This window comes from Mahella australiensis 50-1 BON (assembly GCF_000213255.1).
In the GTDB taxonomy this organism is placed as follows: Bacteria; Bacillota; Clostridia; order Mahellales; family Mahellaceae; genus Mahella; species Mahella australiensis.
Map to the genome: position 1 here is coordinate 984844 of NC_015520.1, position 23210 is coordinate 1008053.

Genomic DNA, 23210 nt, shown 5'->3' on the forward strand with positions numbered 1-23210 from the left:
AAATAGGAGGAATAGAGCATTGTTAGCGCAAGAAAGGCAGCAGAGGATTACGGAACTTCTCCAGAAGAATGGCTTTGTAAAAGTTTCGGATTTAAGCCGTCAATTTAATGTTTCGATGGAAACCATACGCCGCGATATGGACGCGCTGGAGTCACAAGGAATATTAAAGAAAACCCATGGCGGTGCTATGCTGGATGATGGAGTTAAGTCGGTACCGCCCATTTCGCAGCGTTTAACTATAAATGCTCAAAAAAAAGAAGAAATCGCGCATTTAGCCGTATCGCTAATAAACGAAGATGATTCAGTAATATTTGATAGTGGAACCACTACTATGGCTATAGCTCGAGCTATAACCAATATTAGCATAAAAGTTATAACAAACGATATACATGTAGCCGATGAATTGGCAGCTAAAGATAAAATCGACCTTATGGTAACAGGCGGTACGCTGCTTAAAGGTAGCTATTCTCTGGTCGGCCCTGAATGCACGTCGGCATTCCAACGCATCAATGCCGATAAACTCTTATTAGCGGCAAGCGGCGTAGATATTTTGTCTGGCCTGACAGTATCCAATGCTCTGGAAGCTGAGGCAAAAAGACACATGATAGCGTCGACTAAAGAGATTATATTAGTGGCAGATAGCAGTAAATTCGGTAAGCGCTCGCTCATATCTTATGCGCCGCTTTCAGCTGTAAATATAATAATAACGAACAGCGATATACCACATGATGTGGAAGACGCTATAACAGAAATGGGAATACGATTGTATAAGACATAGTTCCTGATTTCTTGGCGGTAACTAAATAGCATGTCTATTTAAAACATCCGGTTTCTACAGACGTTTCAAGATCTTTGCTTCCAATCTGCGTTGATGCGCTAATTTTTTAATTAAAGAAGCGTGGCATTCATATGCCTTATAACCTATCTTCAATTCGTTTCGTTTAGCGCACAGTGAAACATTCTAAGACCTGCTTCTGGCTTTAGGTCATTTGCTTACGCGGCTGGTCGGACGCCCATGCCCGATCTACGCTTGCTTTACGCTGTGCTCATTAAGCATGCCTACGCAATATTTCAAGGCGTTTTCCAGCTTTATATCACCTATTTGAGTCGCATATTACGAATTGTAGTGTCGGACCTGTAATTCGTAACATAACAAATTCAGCGCATGCAATGATATAAAGCCTAAGCCCGCTACAGGCTTGACATATATACCTCGCTACGGCTGTGAAGCTGGACCACTACGCAATCAAAGATTGCTGTGGTCCTACGCTTCAAAAGCCCGCTCAGCATATATGTCAAGCCTTATGCCACGTAGTGATTGCGTACTTACAATTTGTTTCAGTCACATATTACGAATTACAGGTGTCAGACAATAGTGTTTGCATGAGATAAGTGGATATAATATAATAAGCATATGAGATAGATGATGGAGGTAATTATATTTGAATATATTGGTCAGTAATGATGATGGTATACATGCCAGCGGTCTTCACGCATTAGCTGCTTCACTGGCCGATATAGGGCATGTTACAGTTGCCGCACCAGACAGGGAACGCAGTGCTGCAGGCCACGCTATAACCATGCGTGATCCTTTGCGAGCAGTGCAAGTATCGTTTGATATAGCTGGCGTACGAGCCTATGCCATAGAAGGTACGCCAGCCGACTGTATCAAGCTCGGCATAGATGTACTTATGGATGATAAACCCGATGTAGTATTCTCAGGCATAAACCGTGGCGCTAATCTTGGTACTGATGTAATCTATTCCGGTACTGTATCGGCGGCTATAGAAGGTGCTATATTCAATATACCGGCAGTGGCTATGTCGGTTACATCATATGAATATCTGGACTATAGTGCGGCGGCGGTGTTGGCAGCTGATATATGTCGTACGCTTATAGAACACGATATGCCTTCTAACATATTATTAAATGTTAATATACCGCCTATGCCTATAGACAAGATAAAAGGCATTCATATAACCCATATGGGCGTTAAGCGTTATAAAAATAATTATGAACAGCGTTATGATCCCAGAGGTAGGCCATATTATTGGCTTACCGGGGAGCTTATCGAAGAAGCAAACGATGAGACCAGCGATATAATAGCCGTAGAACAGGGATATGTTTCTATAACGCCTATACACTATGATCTGACAAAATATGATATGATCAAGGAATTAAAGCGATGGCAAATAGGCGAATGGCCATTAAAATAAAAGTATATAATGGGAGAGTATATAATGAGCGACAACGACGATTTACTTGTACGGATAAAAGAACATTATCAATCAATGAGTAAGGGGCAAAAGCTTATAGCTGAATACATAATGGCTCATTATGAAAAAGCTGCCTTTATGACAGCTTCGCGCATAGGAGAGCAGGTGGGGGTCAGCGAATCCACGGTGGTGAGGTTTGCTGATCTATTGGGTTATGATGGTTACCCAGCGTTGCAGAAAGCGTTGAGAGAGCTTATACGCAATAAATTGACCACTGTGCAGCGTATAGAGATGTCGGCGGATTTCAATGATCCCAATGTATTATTCAAAACGGTTTTAAAGTCTGATATAAATAATATACGCTCTACTATAGAAGATATAGATGAGGATACATTTAATTCCGTTATAGACAACATATTTGCCGCTAATACAATATATATTCTAGGAATGCGCAGTTCGGCTCCTCTTGCACAATTTCTGGGATATTACCTAAGCTTTATACTGCCCAATGTACGCGTCGTTACCTCAGGAGTCAGCGACGTATTCGAGCAGATGATTTGGATATCGGATAAAGATTTGCTTATAGGTATAAGCTTTCCACGTTACTCCAGCCGCACGGTAGAGGCTGTTCAATTTGCCAAAGAAAGAAAGGCTAAAGTGGTGGCTATGACCGACAGCCACCTTTCTCCGTTGACAAAGTGGGCCGATTATACATTATTGGCTCGCAGCGATATGGCCTCGTTTGTGGATTCACTGGTAGCACCGCTTAGCCTCATAAATGCGCTCATAGTGGCCGTAGGGCAGCGCAAGCGCGGCGATGTATCGATGTATTTTGGCGAGTTGGAGAAGATATGGAGTCAATACCACGTGTATGTGGGTAAGGAGAAGGATGAGTAGGTGGTATATGGTAAGGCACGGCCAAACGCTGTGGAATTTAGAAGGCAAAACCCAGGGCCAATGCGACATACCGTTGAGCGATAAAGGGAGGCAACAAGCGTGTGCTGTAGCCAAAGCGTTTGAGGGATACGACGTATCCAATATATTTTGCAGTGACCTCGAGCGGGCCCGTGAGACGGCAGAAATAATAGGGGAGAAAATAGATGCGCCTATCGATTTCTTGCCGGAGCTTCGCGAAATGAATCTGGGTTGCTGGCAAGGGCTGACATCGCAGATGCTTAGTGCTCGTTATCCTCAGGATTATAATCTTTGGCGTACTGATCCGAGCAGAGTCATTATAAGCGGCGGCGAATCTTTAGAGTCATTCAGGCGACGTATACGTTATTGTATTGAGATTATAATTTCCAATGAATGTGGAAAAGATATAATCGTAGTAAGTCATGGATTGACGTTAAAGGTACTGACATTGGAATTGCTCGGCATGGATATAAGACATTTTAATTCTATAAGGATGGATAACGCCAGCGTAACCGCTGTAGAGCTTAGAGAGAAGGGAAATGTACTTGTATGGCTTAACGATACCTGTCATTTGCGCTAGCTATGATGTGGTAGTGGTCGGAGGAGGCGCTGCCGGCATGATGGCTGCGGGGACCGCTGCCAGCCGCGGTAAGCGCGTTTTGTTGATTGAACGCAATGAAAAGCCGGGCAAGAAAATATATATAACCGGTAAAGGCCGGTGCAACGTTACAAATGCATCGGATTTAAACGCTTATATGAGGAACATACCTACTAACCCAAGATTTTTATATTCGGCTTTGAGCCGATTTTTTAACAATGATTTGATAGCTCTGCTGGACGATATGGGTGTACCTACTAAAATAGAACGCGGCAATAGGGTCTTTCCGGCATCAGATAAGTCCAGCGATATCATAAAGGGATTATACAGATATGTGGAACAAAACGGCGCGGATGTATGGTTTAATACACGTGTCAAGGATATAATGGCGGAGAATAACGCTGTAAAAGGGGTTGAACTTTATGATGGCAGGTTGGTTGAGGCAACTAGCGTAATCCTGGCCACAGGTGGTCTGTCATATCCTACTACAGGTTCTACGGGTGATGGTTATACTATGGCTGAACGATTGGGCCACACCATCAAGCCGCTTATGCCATCACTGGTACCTCTGGATATAGTCGAGGATTGGGTGAAAAGCCTGCAAGGATTATCCTTAAAAAATGTTAAACTATCTGCTTATGCTGGCGGCAAACGATTTTTTGAAGAACAGGGAGAGATGCTGTTCACGCATTTCGGTATCTCTGGCCCGCTTGTCTTGACACTAAGCCGATACATGCTCGACCACAATGTAACTGATATAGAGATCGTACTAGATTTAAAGCCGGCTTTGACGCTACAACAACTGGATGAACGCATAAGAAGGGATTTTTCAAAGTATAATAATAAGCAATTTAAGAATTCCTTAGGTGATCTTTTGCCCCAAAAACTGATACCTGTTATAGTGGAACTATCCCATATAGAACAAGATAAACCCGTTAATCAGATCACCAAAGAAGAAAGGCGTAACTTGGTGGAAATGTTAAAGGAGTTGAAAATGCACGTATTAGGTCTACGTTCATTCAAAGAGGCTGTTATAACGCACGGAGGCGTGGATGTTAGAGAGATAGACCCTAAGACTATGGAATCAAAGCTGGTAAAAGGGTTATATTTTGCCGGAGAGATCATCGATGTGGACGCTTTGACGGGAGGATATAATCTTCAAATAGCTTTTTCTACCGGTTACCTAGCCGGTGCCAGTTGCTGAAAGGATGTTCGAGCAGTTGTATAAGAGAATAATCAATAATATGGAGAAGTTTGAAAGAAAGCTTAGCGTTGCGCTTATGACGACGCTTATATTAATGGTAGTGTCACAGGCATTTTTATTTTTCTATTCAGACCACATGCCTTTGAACAGAGCGGCAAGATTAGAAGGTCAATCGTTGCATAGCAACAATATAGCATGGCAGCAACAAGCGCACTTGGTGCTTCACATAGAGGCACAAAGTCCATACTCCGGCGGTGTCTATGCTATGATAAATGGAGAGAGACGAGTGCTGCTGCGTAGTGAGGATACTTTGGTAGTTGTATATGACGGGGACATATTGGAGATAGACGGCAGCGATTATCAAGGAACGGTTGTGCTTACCATAAAGGATGCCGATAGGATAATAGAGCAGCCGGAGATCGGACAGAAGCTTGTAGTAACCGGTCGTATAGAAAAATGGGGCAAAATCGAATTTAAAAAATAGTTATTGAAATGGAGAGCATAGTGTTATACAATATATTGTATGAAGAATATGACCGAGCTTCTATATATAGATATAACGAACAGGGGGTTATGACTTGAAACTTACTGATAATGCAATTAAAGTACTTGAAAAACGTTATTTGGCAAAAGACGAGCAAGGAAACATCATTGAAACGCCGGAGCAAATGTTTAGGCGAGTGGCCCATCATGTGGCTCAAGCCGATTCCATATATGATCCCAAAGTTGACGTGTCCAAAACCGAACAAGAATTCTACGATATTATGACCGAGCTGGAATTTTTACCGAATTCTCCTACGCTTATGAATGCGGGCAGGCCATTGGGACAGCTTTCGGCGTGCTTTGTCCTGCCCATAGAAGATTCTATGGAGGGTATCTTTGATTCTGTAAAAAATGCGGCGCTCATTCATAAAAGCGGCGGGGGAACTGGCTTTAGCTTCTCGCGCTTGCGCCCGAAGGGGGCTACCGTGCGCTCTACCGGTGGTGTGGCCAGCGGCCCGGTCAGTTTCATGAAGGTATTCAATGCGGCCACCGAAGCGGTAAAGCAAGGCGGCACCCGTCGAGGCGCAAACATGGGCATACTTCGCGTGGATCATCCCGATATACTGGAGTTTATACAGTGTAAGAAGGATAACAGCGACATAACCAATTTCAATATAAGTGTTGGCATAACCGAAAAATTTATGGAAGCGGTAGAGAAGGATGAAGAATACGATCTCATAGACCCTCATACGGGCAAGATAACGCGGCGTCTCAGAGCCAGACAAGTATTTGATCTTATCGTCGATATGGCTTGGCATAATGGGGAACCGGGCATAGTATTTCTTGACCGCATCAATAAGGATAATGTGGTGCCGGCTCTTGGAGAGATAGAAAGCACCAACCCGTGCATTACTGGAGATACGTGGGTACTTACTGAGAACGGACCTGAACAAGTAGTTAATATATTGGGCAAGCAAATATCCCTTGCATTGAATGGAGATTTTTATTCCTCATCAGAAATAGGATTCTTTAAAACGGGCAGTAAATCCACTATAAGTATACGTACCGATAAAGGATATAAAATAGAAGTTACGCCTGACCATAAAATACGTGTTGCTGTTTCAATTACTAGGGATAATATTCAAGAAGAGTGGAAACCGGCCGGAGAATTAAAGCCAGGCGACCATATTGTTTTATCCGATAATCGCGGTCTTGTGTGGGAAGGCCGGGGGAGTTTTGAAGACGGATATTTACTGGGTCTCCTTTTGGGAGACGGCACCCTGAAGAACGATGGCGGCATCATCTCGGTATGGGGAGATGACTATGGGGCTGATTCTATTATTAAAGCCGCGGAAGAAGCTGCTTTTACGCTGCCCCATAGAGCAGACTTCAATGGATTCAAGAGTATGATCGATGTGAGGAAAGAACATCGAATGCAGATGTCGGCTCTACGGGATCTAGCAGCCGTATATAAAATATTTTCGGGCGATAAGAGAATTACCGAGGAATTGGAGAAGACAAGCTATGATTTTCACCGCGGATTTTTAAGGGGTATTTTCGATGCCGATGGTACCGTAACAGGGAATCAAGAGAAAGGTGTATCTGTTGGCCTTTGGCAAAACGATATTGAGGGATTGAGGATTATTCAACGAATGTTGCTTCGATTGGGTATAGTTTCGACACTGCATATCGATCGTAAAGCGGAAGGAATAAAGCAAATGCCTGATGGTAAAAGGGGAACTAAAGAGTATCATATTCGATCGGGCCACGAATTAGTTATTACCTCCAGCAATTTAGCTATTTTCTTTGAGAAAGTAGGATTCAGCGATGCGAAAAAGCATGATCTGTTGAAACAACGTCTTGCAGAATACAAGAGAGCGATAAACAGAGAAAGGTTCATTGCAACGGTTGATGAAATTGTTCAAGCAGGGGAGAAGGGCGTATATGATGTTCAGATTCCGGGAGTGAACGCTTTTGATGCCAATGGCATATGCGTGCATAATTGTGGTGAGCAGCCCTTGCTTCCATATGAAAGCTGCAACCTCGGTTCGATAAACCTTCTTTCGGTAGTACAGCCCGTAGACGGCGACAAATGGGAGATAAATTACGCTAAATTGGCCAGAATAGTGGATACTGCAGTGCATTTTCTGGATAATGTTATAGATGTGAATCTTTATCCTCTGCCTGAGATAGAAAAAATGACCAAGAGAATGCGAAAGATAGGATTAGGGGTCATGGGCTGGGCCGATATGCTATTTAGGCTGGGCATACCCTATAATTCAGATGAGGCTATAGAACTCGGCACTAAGCTCATGAAATTTATATGCGACAGAGCAAGGCAGCAGTCGGCCGAATTGGCTGAGCAGCGCGGTGCGTTTCCTGCGTATGAGCAGAGCATATGGAAGGATAAGGGGTTGAAGGTGCGCAACGCCACTGTCACCACCATAGCACCTACCGGCAGTATAAGCATTATAGCTGGGGTTTCTAGCGGGATAGAGCCGTTGTTTGCCATATCGTTTGTGCGTAATGTGATGGATAATACCCAGTTGCCGGAAGTACATCCTATATTTGAGGAAGTTGCTAAGCAAAGAGGGTTTTACAGTGCTGAGTTAATGCGTCAAATAGCGCATCAGGGCAGCATACAACATATGGACGGTATACCCGATGATGTAAAAAGAGTATTTGTTACAGCTCACGATATATCGCCGGAATATCATGTCCGCATGCAGGCTGCATTTCAACGCTATACCGATAATGCGGTATCTAAAACCGTGAATTTTCCGAACAGCGCTACTCAAGAGGATGTACGCCAGGTATATATCCTTGCCTATAAGCTGGGATGCAAGGGTGTTACCATATACCGCGATGGCAGCAGGGAGACACAGGTGCTGAATATAGGCGATAAAGATAAGGTTGGTGCTGACGTTATGATTCAGCCCGAGCCGACCATTATACCGAGGCCTAGACCGGAAATTACCCGGGGAATAACTGAGAAGGTGCGAATAGGATGCGGCAATCTCTATATAACGGTGAACTATGATGATCAAGGCATATGTGAGGTATTCACAAATCTCGGTAAAGCAGGAGGATGCCCGTCTCAGTCTGAAGCCACCAGCAGGCTGGTATCGCTGGCACTGCGTTCAGGGATCGACGTGAAGGCGCTGGTGGATCAGCTAAAAGGTATACGCTGTCATACTACCATACGTCAAAGGGGACTGAAGGTATTATCCTGTCCTGATGCCATAGCCCGTACTATCGAAAAGGTCATGAAAATACAGTCAGATGAGCAGCAGAATCACTTTGGCATAGCTGATGATATAGACGAACAAAATGATAAGGAAGGCCGAGCAGTGTGCCCGGAATGTGGTGGAGAGTTGGAGCATGAGAGCGGATGCGTGATGTGTCCGAGCTGCGGCTATTCTAAATGTGGCTGATGCATATAAAAATTTATTTATATTATTGAAAATGATTGGAATCAGTGATAGTATATTGCAGTACGTATTGAAAAAATTATTTTATAAAAGGTGAGTCTATAGAAAGATGAAGGAGTTAAAGGAACAAATATCTATGTTGACGCAAGAGCTCAATGAGCTCATAGTACGCGAGAACTATGAGATGCAAGCGTTCTCTGTATTAGAGCGCAGCAAAGAGTTGGATGAACTTGTGGTAAGGTATCAGAGGCAATTGTTTTATAAGTAGTTTGATAGCAATATGAACGGAATAAGTGACGGGGGTATGTTGCTAAAAGCCCCTCCTTATGTTATATTGTATAGGAAGTTTATAGATAACATATGGAGGGATTATAATGTCGGGCCATTCGAAATGGGCTAATATAAAACGTAAAAAAGAAGCTACCGATGCTCAACGCGGTAAGATATTTACCAAGATTGGCAGGGAATTGGCTATAGCAGTAAGGCACGGGGGAGATAATCCGGAAGCTAATTCCACTTTGAGAGATGCTATAGCCAAGGCAAAGGCCAATAATATGCCAAATGATACGATAGAGCGCATTATCAAAAAGGCCGCTGGTGCATTGGATTCGGTAAATTATGAAGAGCTGGTTTATGAAGGATATGGACCAGGAGGAGTTGCCATAATAGTGGAAGCTACAAGCGACAATCGCAATCGTACCAGCAGCGATATACGGCACCTTTTTGACAAAAGCGGTGGCAGCTTGGGTGAAACCGGGTGCGTCATGTGGATGTTCGATAGAAAAGGCGTATTAGTCGTGGACCGGGATGCTGTAGATATAGATGAGGATGATATGCTGATGATAGCGCTGGAGGCCGGAGCAGAGGACCTTATAACACAGGATGATGCTTATGAGATACGCACTGCTCCGGAAGATTTCGCATCGGTTAGAGATACCCTTGAAAAACAAGGTATCCCATTTATATCTGCTCAATTGGAGCTAATACCTAAGGTTACCGTATCGCCTGATGTAGAAGCAGCTCGAAAGGTATTGAATCTTATAGATAAATTGGACGATCATGATGACGTTCAAAACGTATATCATAATATGGAAATACCGCCTGAGTTAGAAGAGTTAGAGGAATAATATAGAAAATTTCGTCAATAATACTATCCAAAGGCTATTAATAGCGGAGGGTAGTATTTATTATGCGAAAAAGATATATTATAGGTTTAACAGTGAGCGTTGTTGCATTGGCAGTCGGCTTCATGGTAGGGTATTATATAATGCGTAGCCCATCGTATGGACGCGTTGTGCCTCAGCCGCTAATGCCGGTCGAAGCTGAAGAGGACGATAAGTCGGCTGATGCAGAGCGATATCTATCAGATCGAGCTGCTACGGTAAAGCAGGATGCTGTTCTGCAAACTGTGACGGTATATATGTCGTGCGGTCACGAGGCCGTTGGCGAAGGTCCCGTATTGTCTGACATAGTAGGATTAAATGAGAAACAGCTGACGGAAAAATATCCTCAATGGCGAGTAGATGAATTTAAGCCGGATAAAGTGGTCTTGATAAGGGAAATAGGTGGTTACTGCCCAAATCATTTCGTTATAAGAGAAGATAATGGCATGGTGGCAGTGTATGATACCGCCGGCAAGCTGTTGCGCGATACCGGAATACCATTAGACATATTGCCCGGTATAGTCCAAGACCAGATCAAAGAAGGCATAGTTGTCAATAGTCAAGAGGAAGTAAATGCTATACTAGAAAATCTGGATAGTTAGAGTGATGCTGTTCATACTATTCTTGTATTTATAATTACAAGGATGGAGGACGGTATTGCATGAAACGTGCAGTGATTTTTTTACTAATTTTTTGTGTTTTTATGTCACCTTGCTTGATGATATCTAAAGCATTGGCTGTTGAAGATCCACCTCAAATATCGGCATCAGTCGCTGCGGTCATGGAGGTTGAGACAGGTAGGGTGCTGTATGGCAAAGATGCCGATAAGCGCTGTCCCATGGCCAGCACCACAAAAATAATGACGGCAATAACCGCCATAGAATGCGGTGATCTCTCGGATATAGTAGAAGTAAGCGATAATGCCAGTGGCGTGGAAGGTTCATCGATATGGCTGGAGGTAGGAGAAAGATTGACACTGGAAGATCTACTTTATGGTCTTATGCTTAGATCAGGCAACGATGCCGCAGTAGCCATAGCCGAGCATATAGGTGGTTCTGTCGAAAAATTTGTAGATATGATGAATAATAAAGCTAAGGAGATAGGAGCACGAAATACGCATTTTGTCAACCCGCATGGACTGCCGGATGAGGACCATTACACCACTGCGTATGATCTGGCGCTAATAACGGCCTATGCTATGAAGAACCCCGTATTTAAGCAGATCGTATCCACAAAATACAGAAAGATACCGTGGGAAGGCCACGAATGGGATAGAGCTATGCAGAATAAGAATAAGCTTTTATGGAAATATGAAGGTGCTAATGGAGTGAAAACAGGATATACCAAAGAAGCAGGACGCTGTTTGGTAGCCGCGGCTTACAGAAATGGGATGCAATTGGTAGCGGTGGTGTTAAACGATGGCCCTATGTGGGAGGACTCCATGGCCCTGCTTGATTACGGATTCGATAATTTCAGCATGTATGAGGTGCTTCCTAAGGATAAGACGATAATCGATGTACCTGTACTAAGAGGTAAAGAGAATAGGGTGGCATTGAAAACTGCTCGGCCTGTGGTGATTCCAGTCACCGATGAAGAAAGAAACAGATTGCGGGTTGAGTTCCATTATCCCTCTGCAATAGAAGCGCCCATAGCGGCCGGAAAGGATTATGGTACAGTAGAGGTTTTATTAGATGGGCAAACTATTGCCACTGCTAAGCTCATAGCGGTTCAAGATGTAGAGGATAAAAACTATTTCAGAGAATTGAGGGGTCTTATAGAAAGATGGCTAACTCCGGCGATTTGATTAGGTTGCATAAATATATGGCACAATGCGGCGTCGCCTCGCGCCGAAAGAGCGAGGAACTTATAAAATCCGGCGCGGTATCGGTCAATGGCCATGTCGTGAAAGATATGGGTATTTTGATTGATCCTCAAAAGGACGAAGTCAGGGTATATGGTCGCATCATAAGGCTTAAAAGTGATATGATATATATAGCCGTTAATAAGCCCAGAGGCTATGTCAGCACTGTCAAAGATCAATTTGGGCGACCTACCGTTCTTGATCTCGTGCCTGTTGCAGATGAATATCGATTATATCCCGTGGGACGTCTGGATTATGACACTACGGGATTAATTTTATTGACCAATGATGGAGATTTGACTTACAGGCTGACGCATCCGAAACATGAGATAGAAAAGATATATGTAGCCGGATTGCGTGGCATACCTGATAACCAAGATATCTTCCGATTTGAACATGGGCTCGTATTGGAAGGCAGGCTTACGGCGCCTGCTGGTTTTGAATTGATAAAGGCCGATCAAAGGCTAAGCGTGGTTAAAATAACGCTGCGCGAGGGCAGAAATCGCCAGATACGTAAAATGTGCGATATGATAGGCCATCCTGTGATATGGCTGAGGCGCGAAGCCATTGGCGAAGTAGAATTGTGTGGTCTGCAACCAGGGCAGTGGCGCTATCTTACTCCAAAAGAGATAGAATATTTAAAATATTTACGATAAAGGTCTTTATTTATTCTTTATATTTTGATATAATGGCAAGGAAAAAGGTCGAAAAAAGGATGATAAAATATGGAATTATGGTTTACAGAAAAACAAACGCCTGAGTTGGGTATAACCTGCAAGGTTAAAGATGTATTGCATACAGAAAAGAGCCAGTATCAGCAGATAGCGGTGCTGGATACATATCAATTCGGCAGATTGCTGGCTTTAGATGGTATTATACAGACCACTATATGCGATGAGTTCGTATATCACGAGATGATAGCGCACGTGCCTTTATTTACGCATCCGAACCCTAAAAGAGTATTGGTTATAGGAGGGGGCGACGGTGGGGCTATAAGGGAAGTGCTCAAACATAAAAGCGTGGAGGCCGCTTATTTGGCCGAAATAGATGGAAGGGTCGTTGAGGTAAGCAAACAGTATCTCCCGGAGATAAGTTGTGCATTGGATGATCCTAGATGCCATGTGGAAATTGGTGACGGTATAAAATTCGTTCAAGAACATAAAGGCGAATTCGATGTCATCATAGTCGACTCTACTGACCCTATAGGACCGGCTGTAGGTTTGTTCCATCAAGAATTCTATAGAAGCTTGTATGATGCGCTGAGCGATAATGGCCTATTTGTGGCGCAGACAGAATCGCCTTTTTATAATGCCGGACTGATATCGGACATATACCGTTCGATATCAGAAGTATTTCCGATAACGCGCCTATATCTGGCCCATGTGCCTACGTATCCCGGCGGCATGTGGAGCTTTACCATAGGTTCAAAGAGCTATGATCCTATAGACGTACGAATAGACGTAAAAGGGATGGATATGTGCTACTATACGCCCGAATTGCACAAAGCGGCTTTTGTGCTGCCGGAGTTTGTAAAAAATATTATAAAAGGTGGATTATGAGGCGGATATGTTAAATCAGACAAAATGGGGCAATAGGTTTTTAGGCAGCATTGAAGATTATGATGGTGCCGATATCGTCATGGTCGGCGCACCCATGGATTATACCGTAAGTTACAGGCCGGGCACGCGTTTCGGCCCACAGAGCATAAGAGAGGTTTCGTATTCCATAGAGGAGTACAGCCCTTATTTGGACAGGAGTTTGGATAGCATAAAGTTCTTTGATTATGGAGATCTAGAACTGCCTTTCGGTAGTGCTGAACAAAGCCTCGATATAATAGGGTGTGCTGCGTCTGATATATTAAATGATAATAAAAAGCCGCTGTTTATAGGTGGCGAACACCTTATAAGCGTTCCCATTGTGCGCAGTGTTTACGAGAAATACAGTAGCGATATATATTTGGTGCATTTCGATGCCCATGCCGATTTAAGGGATGAATTTTTTGGTCAAAAGAATTCCCATGCCTCGGCCATACGCAGAATAATAGACTTTTTACCGCCTGAGCATGTATACCAATTCGGCATACGCTCGGGCATCAAAGAGGAATTTGATTATGCCAAGCAGTATATGCATATGTTCAAATTCGAAGTGCTGGAGCCGCTTAAACGGTGCCTGCACGATTTAAAAGGCCATCCGGTTTATATAACCCTTGATATAGATGTTGTAGATCCGGCATATGCCAACGGTACTGGCACACCGGAACCGGCGGGGTGCACATCAGGTGAGATCCTAGAAGCCATTCATATTATGCAAGGTTTGGATATCGTAGGTTTTGACCTGGTAGAGGTGTCACCCGATTATGATTTATCCAATAGGACAGCTATTTTAGCTGCTAAAATAATACGCGAGGCCTTATTGGCTTTGTTTTAAGGAGGAGTAGCATGAGCAACGAGGACAAATTGCAAGAACTAGAGAGTAAAAAGCTCAAACTAAAGGAAGGCGGTGGTCAAGCCCGCATAGATAAGCAACATGCCAGCGGCAAGTTGACTGCCCGTGAGCGCATCGATCTGCTGCTGGACCAAGGCAGCTTTATAGAGATAGATGCCTTTGTGCAGCACCGCAGTGTGGAATTTGGCATGGACAAAACCGAAGCGCCGGCTGACGGCGTGGTGACCGGTTATGGTACGGTGGATGGCCGCCCTATCTATGTATTTGCACAAGACTTCACCGTAGTAGGTGGATCGCTGGGTGAGATGCATGCCATGAAGATAGCCAAAGTACTGGACATGGCCATGAAGAACGGCGTACCTGTCATAGGTATAAACGATTCGGGCGGTGCCAGGATACAAGAGGGCGTAGATGCCTTAAAAGGTTACGGTGATATCTTCTTCAGGAACACCATGGCATCGGGCGTTATACCGCAGATAGCAGTTATAATGGGTCCTTGTGCCGGCGGCGCTGTATATTCGCCCGCACTTATGGATTTTGTATTCATGGTCGATAAGACCAGTCAGATGTTTATCACCGGTCCTCAGGTGGTACAGGCTGTGACAGGCGAGGCAGTGACTGCCGAACAATTGGGCGGTGCCATGACGCATAACAGCATCAGCGGGGTGGCGCATTTCATGTACAGCGATGAGAAAAGCTGCATAGAAGGTATTCGAAAGCTGTTGAGCTTCTTGCCTTCAAATAATTTAGAAGATGTGCCATGGCAGGAATGCGATGATGACCTTAACCGTTTGGCGCCTGATTTGAACTACATAGTGCCGGATAACCCAAATAAGCCCTATGATGTCAAGGATATAATAACAGCAGTTATAGACAACGGCGATTTCTTCGAGGTACAACCCTATTACGCGCAGAATGTGGTGGTAGGATTTGCCCGTATGAATGGCAAGACGGTGGGTATAGTGGCCAATCAGCCCAAAGTCATGGCAGGATCGCTGGATATAAACGCTTCCGATAAAGCCGCGCGATTTGTGCGCTTTTGTGATGCTTTCAACATACCCCTCATCACATTCACCGATGTGCCCGGATATTTGCCTGGAGTAGGGCAGGAGCACGGTGGCGTCATAAGGCATGGTGCCAAGCTGCTTTATGCCTATTCAGAGGCTACGGTACCCAAGATAAACGTTATATTGAGGAAGGCATACGGCGGGGCTTATATAGCCATGAGCAGCCGACATCTGGGCGCCGATATGGTGTTCGCGTGGCCTACGGCAGAGATAGCGGTCATGGGTCCGGATGGAGCAGCCAATATAATATTCCGCAAGGATATAGAGGCGTCGGATAACCCCATGGAAACCAGAGAACAGAAGATCGAGGAATACAGGAGCCAGTTCGCCAACCCATATAGGGCAGCGGCCCGAGGTTATGTAGATGATATAATAGTTCCCGAGGAAACCAGGCCGCGTCTTGTAGCCGCTCTGGAGATGCTGGCCGGTAAACGCGAGGAGCGACCGGCTAAAAAGCATGGGAATTTCCCGGTATAACGGGGGGGTGAACGAATTTGTGGGAAGATATACTTATAGCCATACTAGGTATAGTAGTAGTCTTTGCTATATTGATATTGCTTCAATACATCATAGAGGCAATACATGCATTTGCAGGTAAGGATGATAAGAAACAACAAAAAGAAACGATTGTGGTAGCATCCGTGCAACATGATGCCGAGGGTGTCATGCAAGAGGATACCGTACAAAAGGTCAAAGTTGAAGATGATGAAGAAGAGCTGGTGGCTGTTATAGCGGCTGCCGTAGCGGCTAGCCTTAATGTATCAGCTTATGACCTCAATATAAAATCGATAAGACGTGTGCCACCTTATACACCAGTTTGGAATAAAATGGGTCGGCAACAACAACTGATGAATAGATTATAGAAAAAATGGAGGACGATAATTATGCGCAAATTTATGATAAATGTAAATGGCAAGTCATATGAGGTAGAAGTCGAGGAGATAAGAGAAGGTACAACTGTTAAACCTGCAGCGGCTCCTGCTTCGCCCGCTGCACCCAAGGCAGAGGCACCAGCTCAGGCAGCTCCTAAAGCGGAAGAGCCAAAGGCTAAACCGATAGCAGCACCGGCAGGTGCCACTACCGTATCGGCTCCCATGCCTGGAACCATATTGGATGTGAAGGTAAAAGAGGGAGACGAGGTTAAGAAGGGCGATGTGCTTATTATACTGGAAGCCATGAAGATGGAAAATGAGATTATGGCGCCGCAAGACGGCAAAGTGGTAAGCGTTGCTGTCAGCAAAGGAGCATCGGTAAATTCGAATGATCCCATGATCGTGTTGCAATAAGGTAGGGAAAGTGACATGGGAGATATATTTACAAACCTTCTTCAACAGACGGGTATACTGCAACTGACATGGCAGCAGGGGCTGATGATGGCCATAGCAGGCGTGCTCCTATACCTCGCCATAGAGAAAAAATACGAGCCTCTGTTATTGCTGCCTATATCGTTTGGCATGCTGCTGGCCAATCTGCCGGCGGCCGGGCTCATGAATCCACCCGGCGGCGGCCATATAGGCGGCCTGTTGTGGTATCTTTACCAAGGCGTCGAGCTCGATATATATCCGCCGCTTATATTCCTCGGCGTGGGGGCTATGACTGACTTCGGGCCACTAATAGCCAACCCTAAAAGCATATTACTTGGGGCGGCGGCTCAATTCGGCGTGTTCTTAACGTTTATAGTGGCTTTGCTTATGGGGTTTACGGCACCGCAATCAGCAGCTACCAGTATTATAGGCGGTGCGGATGGGCCTACGGCTATATACTTGGCATCCAAGCTGGCACCTGAACTTTTAGGGGCTATAGCAATAGCGGCATATTCGTATATGGCGCTGGTACCCATAATACAGCCGCCTATTATGAAGGCGCTTACTACAAAGAAAGAACGCAGCGTGGTCATGGAGCAATTGAGGCCGGTGACCAAGGCCGAGCGTATATTATTCCCTATAGTTGTTACTATAGTCGGTTCACTTTTGCTGCCGTCCGCCGCACCTCTTCTGGGCATGCTCATGTTGGGCAATCTGTTCAGGGAGTCGTTAGTGGTGGATCGTTTGAGCAAGACTGCCCAGAATGAGCTCAACAATATAGTAGTTATATTCTTGGGCGTGACGGTAGGGGCTACGGCTAGCGCCGATAAATTCCTGACGCCACAGACGCTGTTTATCATAGCACTAGGGCTGGTGGCGTTTGCGGTCAGCACAGCCGGCGGTGTGCTGCTCGGTAAGATTATGTATAAATTGAGCGGTGGTAAGGTTAATCCGCTCATAGGCTCTGCCGGCGTATCAGCGGTGCCTATGGCAGCGCGCGTTACACAGGTAGTGGGCCAGCAGGAGAATCCCGGCAACTTCCTGCTCATGCACGCTATGGGACCCAATGTGGCGGGCGTTATAGGCACGGCGGTGGCTGCCGGTGTGTTTTTAGCGATATTCGGATAGAGAAAGGTGATATTTTATGGCTAAAGTAGGTATAACAGAAACGGTTTTAAGGGATGCCCATCAGTCGCTCATAGCCACGCGCATGAGCACTGATGAAATGCTTCCCATAATAGATGTAATAGATCAGGTGGGGTATCATTCGATAGAAATGTGGGGCGGCGCTACTTTCGATTCGGCTCTGCGCTTTTTGCACGAGGACCCATGGGAGCGCCTGCGCAAGATACGCAAAAGGGCTAAAAATACCAAGCTTCAAATGCTGCTGCGTGGTCAGAATTTATTGGGCTATAAGCATTATCCCGACGATGTGGTGACCGAGTTCGTAAAGCGTTCGGTTGGAAACGGTATGGATATAATACGCATATTCGACGCCCTAAACGATGTGCGCAATCTTGAAACGGCCGTTCGTGCTACTAAGGATGCGGGAGGCCATGCGCAAGGCACCATAGTGTACACTATTAGTCCGGTTCATACGTTAGATGCATATGTGGATATAGCTAAGCAACTTGTGGAACTGGGCGTTGATTCTATATGCATAAAGGATATGGCGGGTTTGTTGACACCTTATGCGACATACGATCTGGTCAAACGCTTAAAAGAGGTGGTGGATCTTCCTATACAAGTCCATACGCATTATACCAGCGGTTTGGCATCTATGAGCTACCTCAAGGCTATAGAGGCCGGGGCTGATGTGGTTGATACAGCTATATCGCCATTTTCCCTGGGTACATCGCAGCCGCCCACAGAGACGCTGGTGGCGGCGCTTAAAGATACCCCCTATGATACAGGTCTGGACTTAGATGTGTTAAATAAGATAGCTGAATACTTCAGGCCCATAAAAGAAAAATATATGGCTATGGGCACATTGGATCCAAAAGTGTTGAGCGTAGATGTAAATGCGCTCATATACCAGGTACCGGGCGGTATGTTGTCCAATCTCGTATCACAGCTCAAACAACAAAATCAGCTCGATAAATACGATGAGGTGCTTAAGGAAGTGCCACGCGTCAGAGCTGATCTCGGCTACCCGCCGCTGGTGACACCGATGAGCCAGATGGTAGGCACACAGGCTGTGCTCAACGTTATAACCGGTGAGCGCTATAAGATGATACCTAATGAAGTAAAAGCCTATGTGCGCGGCGAATACGGGCGACCGCCTGTGCCTATATCGGAGGAAATAAAGAAGAAGATAATAGGCGATGAACCTGTTATAGATTGCCGGCCGGCGGATTTATTAGAACCGCAGTTGGATAAATTCCGCAATGAGATTAAGGAATATATGGAGCAGGAGGAGGATGTATTGAGTTATGCCTCATTCCCGCAAGTAGCCATGGATTTCTTCAAATACCGCAGAGCGCAGAAGTATAAAATAGATAGTACATTGCTCGATGAGGAAAATGAAGTCCATCCAGTATAAAGCAGCGCTATGATAAAAAGGAATAGCCGCATGATATCATGCGGCTATTCCTTTTTGGTATGTAGTGGATTATTCCACTATGAATTCCTTCAGCTCGTTCAAAAGATCTTCACAGTCATCGCTGTATATTTCCATTACTATTGGTTTATTCAAATCTAAGCTGAATATGCCCAGTATAGATTTGGCGTCCACCACATGTCTGCCTGAACGCAAATCGATCTCATACGGATATTTGCTCACTATACCTACAAATTTCTTAACATTCTCAGCCATCTGCAGCCTTATATTTACTGTCTTCATCGCAAAGTCCCCCTTCGTATTTGTTATTTACAATTATAGGGTATCATAATATTGAGATATGTTCAATATACATTATGTATAAAAGCCCGTCTATAAAATTGTGCTATTTTGCCTCAGTAAATTTTATCAAATAGCATTAGTCAGGTTTCGTATATTGGTAAACTGGCTCATATAAAGATTATGATAGAATCCCCTCTGCTTCAATAGGTGAGCATGGTTGCCGCGTTCGATTATTTGCCCATCATTTATTACTAGTATTACATCCGCTTTGCGTATGGTGCTGAGCCTATGGGCGATTACAAAGCTGGTACGGCCCTCCATCAGTTTGAGCATAGCCTCCTGTATATGCTGCTCGGTACGCGTATCTACATTGCTCGTAGCTTCATCTAATATCAATATCGCAGGATCAGCCAGGATAGCCCTGGCGATGGCCAACAACTGGCGTTGACCCTGGCTTAGGTCACCGCCGTCTTCTGATAATACAGTATCGTAACCATCCGGAAGGCTTAATATAAATTGTTCTGCATTGGCTAATCGGGCAGCAGCCTTGACCTCATCATCTGAAGCATCCAAACGGCCGTACCGTATATTATCCATTATAGATTCTGAGAAGAGATAAGTATCCTGTAATACTATCCCAAGGGACGAGCGTAGGCTGCTTCTGGTGATCTGTTTTATATCATATCCATCTATGAATATATTTCCGCTATCTATATCATAGAAACGCATAAGCAAATTGACTATAGTGGTTTTGCCTGCACCGGTAGGGCCGACCAGCGCTATAGTTTGGCCTGAATAAGCATGGAAGCTTATATTCTTAAGTATTGGTTCGCCAGGTTTATATGAAAATGATACATTTTGGAATTCTACATCGCCTTTAACATCTGTAAGCTCTATAGCATCTAAATTATCAGCCGGGTCTGTCATTTCATCCATTATTTCAAACAACCTTTCAGCGCCCGCTATAGCTGATTGGATTGTATTTATCTGGTTGGCCAGCTCGTTTAACGGGCGTGTAAATTGTCGGGTGTAGTTTATAAATACAGCTATTGTACCAACTGTTATTATATGCTGTACAGCCAGCCATCCGCCGACCCCGGCTACGATGGCAAATCCCATATTGTTTAATACATTCATTAAAGGTCCTATTATGCCGGAATAGATCTGCGCCTTAATGCCGATATTCTTTAATTCCGCATTAGTATTTTCAAATCGCTCTATTTCTTCAGTTTCGCGGACGAACGCTTTAACTACCTTTTGTCCTGATATATTTTCCTCAATAAAACCATCAAGGGTACCTAAGGCTTTCTGTTGTTCTGAAAAATATCGTCTGGTGTGTTTTGTTATTATGCTTGTGGTAATAAACATTATAGGTACCGTTACCATACTTACTAAGGTCAGCAGAGGGCTTAGCCATAGCATCAGGCTTATTGTTCCCAGCAACGTGATAATACTGGAAAATATTTGTGTCAGGCTGGTGCTCAATGCATTGTTTATAAGGTCTATGTCATTGGTAAGCCTGCTGATTACGTCACCGTGAGGTTTTGTGTCAAAAAAGCCGACGGGCAATACTTGAAGCTTATCAAATGCATCTTTTCTTAAATTGCGCACGGTAGTTTGCGATATATTTATCATGGTATAGCTTTGAAGCCATGTAAATAAGGATGTAAGAGCATAAACAACTGCCATAACCAATAAAAGATGAAATAAACCAGTGAGATCATGCGGCGTGATATAGTCATCGATTGCCTTACCTATAAGGTATGGCCCTACCAACGTTAATGCTGACGTTGCAGCTACTAATATCAATACAGTAAACAGTCTGATTTTATGTTCTGATAAATAGTGCCATAGCCTTTTCAATGTATTTTTTGTATCTCTCGGTTTTACTACTGTATAAACTCTATTATGATGTCCTCTTCCCGGTTCAGGCATCTATAAGGGCCCCCTCTCCTAATTGTGAATTATATATATCTTGATAAATAGAACTATATTTTAATAGCTCATAATGTGTACCCTGAGCTGCTATGCGACCATCGCTGAGTATGAGTATCTTGTCAGCATCCATCACCGAGCTTATGCGTTGAGCTATGATAAATGTAGTACACTCTTTTATGAATTGTTTTAATCCTTGTTGTATACGCTGTTCAGTAACCATGTCCACGGCGCTGGTGCTGTCATCCAATATAAGGATGCGGGGTTTCTTTATTATCGCTCGGGCTATAGCAATCCTCTGCTTTTGTCCACCGGACAGGTTGACGCCACGTTGGCCGAGCTGTGTTTCATAGCCGTCAGGGAAACTCGTTATAAAGTCATGAGCCTGGGCTATTTTAGCTGCCTCTATTATCTCTTCATCTGTTGCATTTTTTTTGCCCCAGCGTATATTATCCTTTATACTTCCTGAGAATAATATGGTATCCTGTGGCACTATGCCTATGCTGCTTCTTAAAGTAGCCAGATCTACTGAGCGCACATCTCTATTATCTACCTTTATGCTGCCATCGGTAACATCGTAAAATCGTGGTATTAGGCTTACCAGTGTAGATTTACCAGCACCAGTTGCACCTAGGATGGCTATGGTTTGGCCAGATTGCACATGAAAATTTATTCCTTTAAGCACCAGGTGCTCTTTGTTTTCGCTATATCCGAACAATACGTTCTCGAAAGACACATGTCCTGAGGATATTGGTGTGAATTCTGCGTCGGGATTATTTCGAATATCTACAGGTGTGTCCAGCACCTCATTTACACGCTGGATTGAAGCGGATGCGCGCGTGATGAACAGCAGCATATTTCCGATCATCATAAGAGAAAACAATATTTGAGTTATGTAATTTATATAGGCCATTACCTGTCCCACTTCCATATCTCCAGCGGTTACATTTATCCCGCCCAGCCACAATACTGCTACTATACTTAAATTCATTATAAGCATTACTATGGGCATCATTATTATGATGAGACCGAAAGCCCTTAATGATATCTGCATGAGATCATCGTTTGCGGTTGCAAAGCGATTCTTTTCATGTTCGGCTCTCACAAAAGCTTTGATAACACGTACTCCTGAAAGATTCTCCCTTATAACGGCATTGACTCTGTCCAGTTTCTGTTGCATCATAGAAAATAACGGTGTACTCTTTTTCATCGTCCTATACAGGACCAAGATTAGTAATGGTATGGATACTACTAATATAAGAGATAATTTAGCATTTAAGGATATAGCCATGATTATACCACCTATAAACAATAAGGGTGCGCGGATCATCATCCTCAAAGACATTAATACCATCATTTGGAGCTGGGTTATATCATTTGTAAGGCGTGTTATGAGCGATGATGTCTTAAATCTGTCTATGTTAGAAAATGAAAAAGATTGGATTTTTTTGAATACCGCAGAGCGAAGATCCGCTCCGAAATGTTGGCTGGATATGCTGGACGCCACCGTACAGCCCATACCTCCGACCATGCCTATTAGGGCTATGCATAGCATTAATCCTCCTGTCCTTATTATATAGGAAAGATTGCCTTTAGCTACGCCGTTATCCACTATACTGGCCAGCAGAGTTGGTTGCAGAAGATCACATGTGACTTCTATAAACATAAGAATTGGGGCTAGTAATGTCGATTTCCAATATGGCTTCAAGTATGATAATAACTTTCTCATTTATACTCCTCCAACAA

Annotated in this window: 22 protein-coding genes; 19 read left to right on the top strand and 3 right to left on the bottom strand. The window is 44.2% G+C overall.

Annotated elements, in window-relative coordinates:
- Positions 1–19: 19 nt before the first annotated feature.
- The 19 genes from MAHAU_RS04725 to MAHAU_RS04810 all read left to right on the top strand — a co-directional run bounded on the left by MAHAU_RS04725 (position 20) and on the right by MAHAU_RS04810 (position 19229).
- Positions 20–778: a DeoR/GlpR family DNA-binding transcription regulator gene (locus MAHAU_RS04725; RefSeq protein ID WP_013780576.1), complete on the top strand. Its 759-nt coding sequence runs from the start codon at positions 20–22 to the stop codon at positions 776–778.
- Between the two features lie 664 nt (positions 779–1442).
- Positions 1443–2216, top strand: coding sequence for a 5'/3'-nucleotidase SurE (gene surE, locus MAHAU_RS04730; RefSeq protein ID WP_013780577.1), 774 nt, complete (start codon positions 1443–1445; stop codon positions 2214–2216).
- A 24-nt stretch (positions 2217–2240) separates the two neighbouring features.
- Complete coding sequence (locus tag MAHAU_RS04735) at positions 2241–3113, top strand: MurR/RpiR family transcriptional regulator (protein ID WP_013780578.1); 873 nt, start codon at positions 2241–2243, stop codon at positions 3111–3113.
- Positions 3106–3711, top strand: coding sequence for a histidine phosphatase family protein (locus MAHAU_RS04740; RefSeq protein WP_013780579.1), 606 nt, complete (start codon positions 3106–3108; stop codon positions 3709–3711). Before MAHAU_RS04735 ends, MAHAU_RS04740 begins: the two co-directional genes overlap by 8 nt.
- Entirely contained in the window at positions 3671–4933 is a 1263-nt protein-coding gene (locus tag MAHAU_RS04745; RefSeq protein WP_049783341.1) for a BaiN/RdsA family NAD(P)/FAD-dependent oxidoreductase, read from the top strand. Before MAHAU_RS04740 ends, MAHAU_RS04745 begins: the two co-directional genes overlap by 41 nt.
- A gap of 16 nt (positions 4934–4949) precedes the next feature.
- Positions 4950–5417 (top strand): hypothetical protein, encoded by a 468-nt coding sequence (locus MAHAU_RS04750; protein WP_041643858.1) that lies wholly within the window; start codon positions 4950–4952, stop codon positions 5415–5417.
- Between the two features lie 94 nt (positions 5418–5511).
- Entirely contained in the window at positions 5512–8850 is a 3339-nt protein-coding gene (locus MAHAU_RS04755) for a ribonucleotide reductase N-terminal alpha domain-containing protein (protein ID WP_013780582.1), read from the top strand.
- Between the two features lie 106 nt (positions 8851–8956).
- Positions 8957–9115: an aspartyl-phosphate phosphatase Spo0E family protein gene (locus MAHAU_RS15345; protein WP_013780583.1), complete on the top strand. Its 159-nt coding sequence runs from the start codon at positions 8957–8959 to the stop codon at positions 9113–9115.
- 106 nt (positions 9116–9221) lie between these two features.
- Positions 9222–9974, top strand: a complete 753-nt coding sequence (locus tag MAHAU_RS04760; RefSeq protein WP_013780584.1) for a YebC/PmpR family DNA-binding transcriptional regulator — start codon at positions 9222–9224, stop codon at positions 9972–9974.
- 62 nt (positions 9975–10036) lie between these two features.
- Positions 10037–10612: a hypothetical protein gene (locus MAHAU_RS04765; RefSeq protein ID WP_013780585.1), complete on the top strand. Its 576-nt coding sequence runs from the start codon at positions 10037–10039 to the stop codon at positions 10610–10612.
- 59 nt (positions 10613–10671) lie between these two features.
- Positions 10672–11814, top strand: a complete 1143-nt coding sequence (locus tag MAHAU_RS04770) for a D-alanyl-D-alanine carboxypeptidase family protein (protein WP_013780586.1) — start codon at positions 10672–10674, stop codon at positions 11812–11814.
- Positions 11793–12527 (top strand): pseudouridine synthase, encoded by a 735-nt coding sequence (locus tag MAHAU_RS04775; RefSeq protein ID WP_013780587.1) that lies wholly within the window; start codon positions 11793–11795, stop codon positions 12525–12527. The genes MAHAU_RS04770 and MAHAU_RS04775 overlap by 22 nt, the downstream gene beginning before the upstream one ends.
- A gap of 69 nt (positions 12528–12596) precedes the next feature.
- Positions 12597–13430 carry a polyamine aminopropyltransferase gene (gene speE / locus MAHAU_RS04780; RefSeq protein ID WP_013780588.1) on the top strand — a complete coding sequence of 278 codons (834 nt, stop codon included), beginning with the start codon at positions 12597–12599 and terminating at the stop codon, positions 13428–13430.
- A 7-nt stretch (positions 13431–13437) separates the two neighbouring features.
- Positions 13438–14298, top strand: coding sequence for an agmatinase (speB, locus tag MAHAU_RS04785; protein WP_013780589.1), 861 nt, complete (start codon positions 13438–13440; stop codon positions 14296–14298).
- An 11-nt stretch (positions 14299–14309) separates the two neighbouring features.
- On the top strand, positions 14310–15860 hold the full coding sequence (locus MAHAU_RS04790; RefSeq protein ID WP_013780590.1) for an acyl-CoA carboxylase subunit beta: 1551 nt from the start codon (positions 14310–14312) through the stop codon (positions 15858–15860).
- Between the two features lie 17 nt (positions 15861–15877).
- Positions 15878–16246, top strand: coding sequence for an OadG family protein (locus MAHAU_RS14950; RefSeq protein ID WP_013780591.1), 369 nt, complete (start codon positions 15878–15880; stop codon positions 16244–16246).
- A 21-nt stretch (positions 16247–16267) separates the two neighbouring features.
- Positions 16268–16669 carry a biotin/lipoyl-containing protein gene (locus MAHAU_RS04800; RefSeq protein WP_013780592.1) on the top strand — a complete coding sequence of 134 codons (402 nt, stop codon included), beginning with the start codon at positions 16268–16270 and terminating at the stop codon, positions 16667–16669.
- A 15-nt stretch (positions 16670–16684) separates the two neighbouring features.
- Positions 16685–17815 carry a sodium ion-translocating decarboxylase subunit beta gene (locus tag MAHAU_RS04805; protein WP_013780593.1) on the top strand — a complete coding sequence of 377 codons (1131 nt, stop codon included), beginning with the start codon at positions 16685–16687 and terminating at the stop codon, positions 17813–17815.
- Between the two features lie 16 nt (positions 17816–17831).
- Positions 17832–19229, top strand: a complete 1398-nt coding sequence (locus MAHAU_RS04810; RefSeq protein WP_013780594.1) for an oxaloacetate decarboxylase subunit alpha — start codon at positions 17832–17834, stop codon at positions 19227–19229.
- Positions 19230–19298: 69 nt separating this feature from the next.
- Here the strand turns inward: MAHAU_RS04810 and MAHAU_RS04815 are convergent, their stop codons facing one another.
- From MAHAU_RS04815 to MAHAU_RS04825, 3 genes are all read right to left on the bottom strand, one after another.
- A complete protein-coding gene (locus MAHAU_RS04815; RefSeq protein ID WP_013780595.1) occupies positions 19299–19529 on the bottom strand; it encodes an HPr family phosphocarrier protein in 231 nt (76 codons plus the stop codon).
- A 126-nt stretch (positions 19530–19655) separates the two neighbouring features.
- Positions 19656–21464, bottom strand: coding sequence for an ABC transporter ATP-binding protein (locus MAHAU_RS04820; protein WP_013780596.1), 1809 nt, complete (start codon positions 21462–21464; stop codon positions 19656–19658).
- The gene (locus tag MAHAU_RS04825) at positions 21457–23193 is read right to left on the bottom strand and encodes an ABC transporter ATP-binding protein (RefSeq protein WP_013780597.1); all 1737 of its coding nucleotides are present in this window, start codon (positions 23191–23193) and stop codon (positions 21457–21459) included. Before MAHAU_RS04825 ends, MAHAU_RS04820 begins: the two co-directional genes overlap by 8 nt.
- Positions 23194–23210 lie beyond the last annotated feature (17 nt).